Source organism: Polaromonas sp. P3_C2 (assembly GCF_056402675.1).
Genome location: NZ_JBFUGX010000123.1, coordinates 1 through 8299, shown reverse-complemented (window position 1 = coordinate 8299; position 8299 = coordinate 1). Strand labels below are relative to the sequence as shown.

General features: G+C 59.4%; 5 protein-coding genes. All 5 read left to right on the top strand.

Going from position 1 to position 8299, the window contains the following annotated elements:
• The first annotated feature begins 121 nt into the window (after positions 1-121).
• A complete protein-coding gene (locus AC1DWI_RS07445) occupies positions 122-1837 on the top strand; it encodes a two-component system sensor histidine kinase NtrB (protein WP_477724609.1) in 1716 nt (571 codons plus the stop codon).
• A gap of 5 nt (positions 1838-1842) precedes the next feature.
• Positions 1843-3291, top strand: a complete 1449-nt coding sequence (locus AC1DWI_RS07440; protein WP_477668367.1) for a sigma-54-dependent transcriptional regulator — start codon at positions 1843-1845, stop codon at positions 3289-3291.
• The gene (ampD, locus tag AC1DWI_RS07435) at positions 3260-3877 is read left to right on the top strand and encodes a 1,6-anhydro-N-acetylmuramyl-L-alanine amidase AmpD (RefSeq protein WP_477668368.1); all 618 of its coding nucleotides are present in this window, start codon (positions 3260-3262) and stop codon (positions 3875-3877) included. Before AC1DWI_RS07440 ends, ampD begins: the two co-directional genes overlap by 32 nt.
• A 442-nt stretch (positions 3878-4319) precedes the next feature.
• Entirely contained in the window at positions 4320-7229 is a 2910-nt protein-coding gene (locus tag AC1DWI_RS07430; protein ID WP_477668369.1) for a ribonucleoside-diphosphate reductase subunit alpha, read from the top strand.
• 131 nt (positions 7230-7360) lie between these two features.
• Positions 7361-8299: ribonucleotide-diphosphate reductase subunit beta (locus AC1DWI_RS07425; protein ID WP_477724608.1), on the top strand; the 939-nt coding region annotated here is incomplete at its 3' end.

Sequence of the window (8299 nt, the reverse complement as noted above, 5' to 3'; positions counted from 1 at the left end):
CAAAAAGGCCTTGCGCGGCGTTGCAAAGCCTTGACGGGGTCTACCCCGCCTGCGTTTTGCGCCTTGCTCAAGGCCTTTTTGAGCGCAACGCATCTTGCAAACATAGTGTTAGCAGGCCCCTATGAGCACGCCATCCCACTGGTTTGAAACGGGAGGCAAGGCATCAGGCGCGTGGGAGACCGTGCCCGAACTGGGCTCCTTCGGCCGTTTGTGGCGTGTCTTCATGACGGCACGCGTTGCCATCGCCACGGTGCTCGTCATCCTTCAGGCGGTTATCTACGCGCTGGGCAACATCACCAACCGCTGGTCGATTGCGGTATGCATCGCCTATCTGTGCGCCACACTGGCCGTGCGCCTGTGGGCCAAACCGCGGCCACCACGAAGCACCTTTGACGCACAGTGGTTACTGACCATCGGCGTGGACGTCATCACGTTCTCCACACTCAATTTCCTGCAATCGAGCGGCATCAACTACACGCCGCTGTTTGCCCTGCCGGTGCTCCTTGCCTCCATCCTTGGACCGATTTTGCTGGCCTTCGGAACCGCAGCCAGCGTGACCTTGCTGCTTCTGGCCGACGCCTGGTGGAGCTCACTTCAGGTATTGGGCGACTTCAATGCCCGATTCCTCCAGTCGGGCTTGAGTGGTTCCGGTTTTTTCCTGGTCGCACTGCTTGCGAACCACCTCGCCTTGCGGCTGGCCCGTGAAGAACAGCTGGCAAAACGCAGCCAGTCCGCCGCGCGCATGCAGACGCAGGTGAACGAACTGGTCATTGAAACCTTGGCCGACGGCGTGCTGGTGGTCGACATCAACGGCATCGTCCGGTCGGCCAATCCGGCATCCAGGCGCCTGCTGGGAGCCCGGGATTCAGTTCGCAGCGCGCCTTTCATCCTCGTCATGGAGGCGGCCTGGTTGCCCCTGGCGGAACTGATGCACAGCACGTTCAGCACGCAGACCCCCCAGGAAGCGGACATCAGCCTTGAATACCCGGGCAGCAATACCCGGCGGCTTCATGTACGCACTCGTCTTGCCGCCTCGAAAAATGGCACCCACGAAAGCCTTTGTGTAATGTTCCTGGAAGACCTGCGTGAAATGGAAGCCCGCGTGAGGACCGAGAAGATGGCAGCCATGGGACGCATGTCGGCCGCAGTGGCACACGAAATCAGGAATMCGCTGGCGGCGATCTCTCAAGCCAATGCCTTGCTGGAAGAAGACCTGCAAGACGAGCCGCACCGCCAGCTCACAGGCATGATCCGGCAAAATGCGCAACGTCTCGCCAGAATCGTCGATGAGGTATTGAACATTTCACGTGCCCAGGCGCACCTGCCCTCGCCACAAACCACCACCCTGGCGCTGGACGAAACCGCTCACAAGATTACCGCGGACTGGGCGGGGCAGACTGAAGCGTCCCGACGCATGAAGATCACGGCAGATTCGGGTAATGCCGTTGTGTGCTTTGAGCCCGAGCATTTGCGCCGCCTCATGGTCAATCTGCTGGACAACGCCCTGCGCTATGCCAGCACATCTTCTCAGGCCATTGAAGTCTCCACCCAGCTCGTTACGCCCGGGCAGGCCCGTCTGTCCGTATGGAGCGATGGCCAACCCATGGAGCAAACCGTGCAGACACACCTGTTCGAACCATTTTTCTCCTCTGAAAGCCGCTCCAGCGGGCTGGGCCTGTACATTTGCCGTGAATTATGCGAACGCTATGGTGCCCTGATCGGCTACCAGCGCGTGCAGCGCAGCGGCATTGAAGGAAACGAATTTTTTGTCATATTCGCACCCTCCAGTCCGTCTATGACCTTGCCCGCGGCTTCTTTTGCCACAATGCCAACCTGAAAACCATGAGCACCCCCATTCCCGTTCCCCAGCAGGCACGTATCCTCGTCATTGACGATGAACCGGATTTGCGCACCCTGTATGAACTGACGCTGCTCAGGGAAGGGTATCGGGTGGAGGCAGCCGGTGACCTGCTGCAGGCCCGGGAGCAGCTCAAGGCGCATCACTTCGATGCTGTGATCACCGATATGCGCCTGCCAGATGGCCTTGGCCTCGAATTACTGCGAGACATGATAGACCAGCAAAGGCCCGAACGATGCGTGGTGATTACAGCCCACGGCTCGGCCGAAAATGCGGTGGAAGCACTCAAGGCCGGCGCGTTTGACTACCTCACGAAACCGGTCGACCTCAAACAATTCCGCAGTGTCGTGGCATCCGCCGTGCAGGGTGCCAAGCATCCTGCACTACAGGCCAAAAGCGATCGAAGCGCACCGGAACACGGCCCCGCCCCCTCCGCCCAGAAAAAAAGCGGGGACGGCACCCAGATTCTGCAAAAACTGGTGGGTGAGTCTGCCGTCATGCGCGCCGTCAAGTCGCGCATCGTCAAAGTGGCGGGAAGCATGGCGCCGGTCCTCATTCAGGGGGAATCGGGCACCGGCAAGGAACTGGTTGCACGCGCCGTACACGGCTGCAGCCACCGCGCGACAGGGCCTTTTGTAGCCGTCAATTGCAGCGCCATACCCGAAAACCTCCTCGAAGCGGAGTTCTTCGGTGCACGAAAGGGCGCTTACACCGGATCAGCGCAGGACCGGCAAGGCTACTTCCAGGCAGCCAAGGGCGGCACCTTGTTTCTCGATGAAATTGGCGACCTGCCGCTGGCCATGCAATCCAAACTTCTGCGCGCCATCCAGGAGCGCACCGTCAGGCCGCTGGGTTCGCCGCAGGAGGACACCGTTGACGTGCGCATCGTCAGCGCAACGCACAAAAACCTGGCGGCGGAAGCCCAGGAAGGGACATTCCGCCAGGATCTTTATTACCGGCTCAATGTGATTGAAATTGCCGTGCCGGCCTTGCGCGAACGCAGGGAGGATTTGCCGGCACTCTGCACTGCCCTGCTGTCAAGAATCTGCCAGGAGTCCGGCTTCAAGATGCCCGAGTTGACAGATGCCGTGATGGAGCAGCTGCAGTCCAGGCCCTTTAACGGCAATGTCAGGGAGCTGGAAAACATCCTGCACCGGGCCGTGGCGCTCGGCGAAGGAAGTATGCTGCATTTTGATGCGCCGGTCGAAGAGCACGTCGCCGTCCCGGAAAACCTGCAGGATTATCTGGACGGGCAGGAGCGAAACATCCTGACCAAGGTTTTGCTGGAGACCGGCTTCAATCGTACCGCCGCCGCCGCGAGGCTGGGTTTGAGCCTGCGGCAGATCCGCTACCGCATTGCACGCCTGAATATCGCCACGCCGGGCAATGACGACCTGGCCGATGGACTTGACCCTGCTGATGACCCCGCCTGAAAGCCCCAATGCCCTTCCCCGGCCTTTGTGGCAAAACGGCTGGTACCGCTACGCACGCGCACTGGCTTCGCCCAACTTTGGTCCACGCCCTCCCGGCGCGCAAATCGACCTGATCGTCATCCACTCCATCAGCCTGCCGCCAGGTGAGTTCGGCAATGACAACGTCCAGCGCCTTTTCACCAACCAGCTCGACTGGGAGGCACACGCTTACTTTCAGGGCATTCGCGGCCTGCAGGTTTCATCGCACTTTTTCATCGCCCGAACCGGCGCTCTGTGGCAGTTTGTGAGCTGTGACGACCGCGCCTGGCATGCCGGGGAATCCAGCTACCGCGGACGCACCAACTGCAACGACGATTCCATCGGCATCGAACTGGAAGGCCTTGAGGGAGATACCTTTGAAGCATCCCAGTATGAAACCCTGACCGGGCTGTGCGCCTCGCTTCTGCAGCGCTATCCCATTGAGCACATCGCCGGGCACGAGCACATTGCACCCGGCCGCAAGCAGGACCCGGGCCTTGGCTTCAACTGGCCTCTGCTGCAAAACTCGCTGTCGTCACCGGCTAGGTGTTTTCCCGAAATCATGTGACTGGTGCACCTGCACGCACTCACCATTGCGGTGCGTCTTGCTGTGGAAATTTCCGGTTATTTTTACCGCGCCAGCAGTGACCGGCGCTCTCAATCCAAGCCCGCGAAAAGCCGCGCCACAACGCTGCATCAGCTTCGCAAGCCTGATGGCATCAGGCTTTCAGCGAAGTTGAACGAGCCACCATCAAGCCCTGATCGAGGCGTCTGGAATGGGGCCTAAAAAGCCACAAAACGTAACGGTGCATTTAGTCAGCGATACACTACCTGTAGTGGCTTGTATTCCCTCCATACCCTAGGTATAGTGTCTAAGCCCTAATTCAGTTTGATGTAATTCGGGTCAGGAAATGAAGGAGCAGGTTGATAGGCCTGTGCAATACCTCAATATATCCAGAGACCCCGAACAGCACATCAAACCACCCATAAAACAAAGCAAAGAGGAAGTCATGCAAACTGCACAACACGCGGTGCCCGTCACGTCGAGCGTTCTGGCAAGCAACCCAGCAACCGGCGATACCAACGCGCAAAGCAACCCGCTCGCCCATTACCAGATCATCCGCCGCAATGGCGGCGTGGTGCCGTTCGAACCCAACAAGATCGCCGTGGCCATGATGAAGGCTTTCCTGGCCGTGCATGGCACGCAGGGTGCGGCTTCGGCCAGCGTCCGCGAAACCGTTGACGGCCTGACCCAGGCGGTCATCCGCGCCCTGATGCGTTCGCGCCCAGGCGGCGGAACCTTTCATATAGAAGACGTTCAGGATCAGGTCGAGCTGGGCCTGATGCGCGGCGGCCACCATGAAATCGCCCGCGCTTACGTGCTGTACCGCGAGAAGCGCACGCAAGAGCGTGCACGCCAGCCGCAAACCCAGGCACCTGCGGCGCCCCTGATCCATGTGACCGACCGCGGCAACCGCGTCGCGCTGGACATCCGCAACCTGCAGGCTCTGATTGAAGCGTCTTGCGCCAACCTGGGCGCAGATATCAAGCCCGACCCCATCGTTGCCGAGACCATGCGCAACCTCTATGACGGTGTGCCCATTGATGAAGTCTACAAGGCGTCCATCCTGGCAGCGCGCACCCTGATCGAGAAAGACCCTGACTACACCTACGCCACCGCACGCCTGCTGATGCACACCATCCGCCGCGAGGTGCTGGGTGAAGAAGTCAGTCAGGAAGACATGGCGATTCGCTACGCCGAGTATTTCCCGCAGTTCATCGCCAAGGGCGTACAAAACGAGCTGCTCGACGAAAAGCTCCAGCAGTTCGACCTGGCCCGCCTGGGCGCCGCGCTCAAGCCCGAACGCGACCTGAAATTTGACTACCTCGGCCTGCAAACCCTGTTTGACCGCTACTTCCTGCACGTGCGCAAACAGCGCATCGAGCTACCACAGGCTTTCTTCATGCGCGTGGCCATGGGCCTGTCGCTCAACGAGATCAACCGCGAAGAACGCGCGATCGAGTTCTACGAAATCCTGTCGTCCTTCGACTTCATGTCGAGCACGCCCACCCTGTTCAATGCCGGCACGCTGCGCTCGCAGCTGTCGTCGTGCTATCTGACGACCGTCGCCGACGACTTGGGAGGCATCTACGACGCCATCAAGGAAAACGCGCTGCTGTCCAAATTTGCCGGCGGCTTGGGCAATGACTGGACGCCTGTGCGCGCCCTGGGCGCCCATATCAAGGGCACCAACGGCGAATCGCAAGGCGTCGTGCCTTTCCTCAAAGTCGTCAACGACACCGCCGTGGCGGTCAACCAGGGCGGCAAGCGCAAAGGCGCCGTCTGCGCCTACCTGGAAACCTGGCACCTGGATATTGAAGAGTTCCTGGAACTGCGCAAGAACACCGGTGACGATCGCCGCCGTACGCACGACATGAACACCGCCAACTGGATTCCCGACCTCTTCATGCGCCGCGTGATGGAAAAAGGCACCTGGACGCTGTTCTCACCGTCGGACACACCCGACCTGCACGACAAGTTCGGCAAGGACTTCGAGAAAATCTACACCGCCTACGAAGCCAAGGCCGAGCGCGGCGAAATCAAGCCATCCCGCAAGCTGCAGGCCACTGACATGTGGCGCAAGATGCTGTCGATGCTGTTTGAAACCGGCCACCCCTGGATCACGTTCAAGGATGCCTGCAATGTGCGCTCGCCGCAGCAACACACCGGCGTCGTTCACTCGTCCAACCTGTGCACCGAAATTACACTCAACACCAGCGACACCGAAACCGCTGTCTGCAACCTCGGCTCGGTCAACCTCGTCCAGCATCTGAAGGACGGCGCAGTCGACCACGAGAAGCTTAAAAAGACCATCACCACGGCCATGCGCATGCTGGACAACGTGATCGACATCAACTATTACGCCGTCAAGAAGGCCCGCGATTCCAATATGCGCCACCGCCCTGTGGGCCTGGGCATCATGGGTTTCCAGGACTGCCTGTACGAGCTGCGCGTGCCTTACGCTTCCCAGGAAGCTGTCGAGTTCGCCGACAAATCCATGGAGGCTGTCTGCTACCACGCTTACTGGGCATCGACCGAACTGGCCAAAGAGCGCGGTAAATATGCCACGTACAAAGGCTCGCTATGGGACAAGGGCATCCTGCCGCTGGATACGCTGGACATGCTGGCCGAGCAGCGCGGCGGCTATGTGGAAGTCGACCGCTCCGCCAGCCTTGACTGGGACGCTTTGCGCAAGAAGATTGCCAAAGACGGCATGCGCAATTCCAACTGCGTGGCCATTGCGCCCACAGCCACCATCTCCAACATCATTGGGGTGGATGCTTGTATCGAACCCTGCTTTGGCAACCTGTCGGTCAAGTCCAACCTGTCGGGTGAATTCACCGTCATCAACCATTACCTGGTCCGAGACCTGAAGCGCTTGGGCCTGTGGGATGACGTGATGGTGGTGGATCTGAAGCACTTCGACGGCTCCCTGCGCCCCATCGACCGCGTCCCGCAAGACGTCAAAGCCCTCTACGCCACGGCGTTTGAGATCGAGACCTCCTGGATTGTGGAAGCCGCAGCGCGCCGCCAGAAATGGATTGACCAGGCGCAGTCGCTCAATATCTACATGGCAGGCGCCTCGGGCAAAAAACTCGACGACACCTACAAGCTGGCCTGGCTGCGCGGCCTCAAGACGACTTACTACCTGCGCACGCAAAGCGCGACGCACGCCGAGAAGTCGACCGTGACCGCAGGCAAGATGAACTCGGTGTCATCGGGTACCGCGACGGCAGGCGGCGGCATGAGCGCGCTCGAAGCGGCAGCCGCCGCAGCGCAGGCGCAGATGAGTGCATCGCCCGCGACCGACATCAAATTCTGTGCAATCGATGACCCAGGTTGCGAGGCCTGCCAATAAAAAACCGAATCGTGCGCTGAGCTTCATCGCACGATTCGATGTAATTGAGCAACACAATTTTGTAGCGATGTGAATGAACACTTTTCATTTTGTATCGCTGCTTTCATAATCCCAAAGTATTGGAAACCTCTATGTTGACCTGGGACGAAGAAGTCAAACCATCTTTGCAAACATCTCACAACAGCGGCTTGCCTGAAGGCCGCTCGATGGAACTTCCGCCTCTTTCTTTGAACACTGCCGAGCAGCCCCAGGCGCAAGTGCGCATGCTCAACGACGGCGCGTTCGCACCTGTGCAAGCTGCAGCACCTTCTACGTCTGCCGCCGCACCCGCCAAGGCACAACGCGTCAAGGCCTCCGACAAACGCATCATCAATGGCCAGACCGACGTCAACCAGCTGGTGCCGTTCAAATACAAGTGGGCCTGGGAAAAATATCTCGCCACCTGCGCCAACCACTGGATGCCGCAGGAAGTAAATATGACGCGCGACATCGCGCTCTGGAAAGACCCGAACGGCCTGACCGAAGACGAACGCCGTCTGGTCAAGCGCAACCTGGGTTTCTTCGTGACCGCCGACTCGCTGGCTGCCAACAACATCGTGCTGGGCACTTACCGCCATATCACGGCACCCGAATGCCGCCAGTTCCTGCTGCGCCAGGCTTTTGAAGAGGCCATCCACACCCATGCCTACCAGTACATCACTGAATCGCTGGGCCTGGACGAAGCCGAAATCTTCAACGCCTATAACGAAGTGCAATCGATCAAGGACAAGGACCAGTTCCTGATTCCTTTCATTGAAGTGATTTCCGACCCTCACTTCAAGACCGGCACTACCGAAGCTGACCAGACCCTGCTCAAGTCGCTGATCGTGTTTGCCTGCCTGATGGAAGGCCTGTTCTTCTACGTGGGCTTCACGCAGATTCTTGCCCTGGGTCGCCAGAACAAGATGACCGGCGCCGCCGAGCAGTACCAGTACATCCTGCGCGACGAGTCCATGCACTGCAACTTCGGCATCGACCTGATCAACCAGCTCAAGCTGGAAAACCCCCATCTCTGGACCGCAGAGTTCAAG

Coding starts and splice junctions, on each gene's coding strand:
- ampD (WP_477668368.1), top strand. CDS start 3,260: ATGGACTTGACCCTGCTGATGACCCCGCCTGAAAGCCCCAATGCCCTT.
- AC1DWI_RS07430 (WP_477668369.1), top strand. CDS start 4,320: ATGCAAACTGCACAACACGCGGTGCCCGTCACGTCGAGCGTTCTGGCA.
- AC1DWI_RS07440 (WP_477668367.1), top strand. CDS start 1,843: ATGAGCACCCCCATTCCCGTTCCCCAGCAGGCACGTATCCTCGTCATT.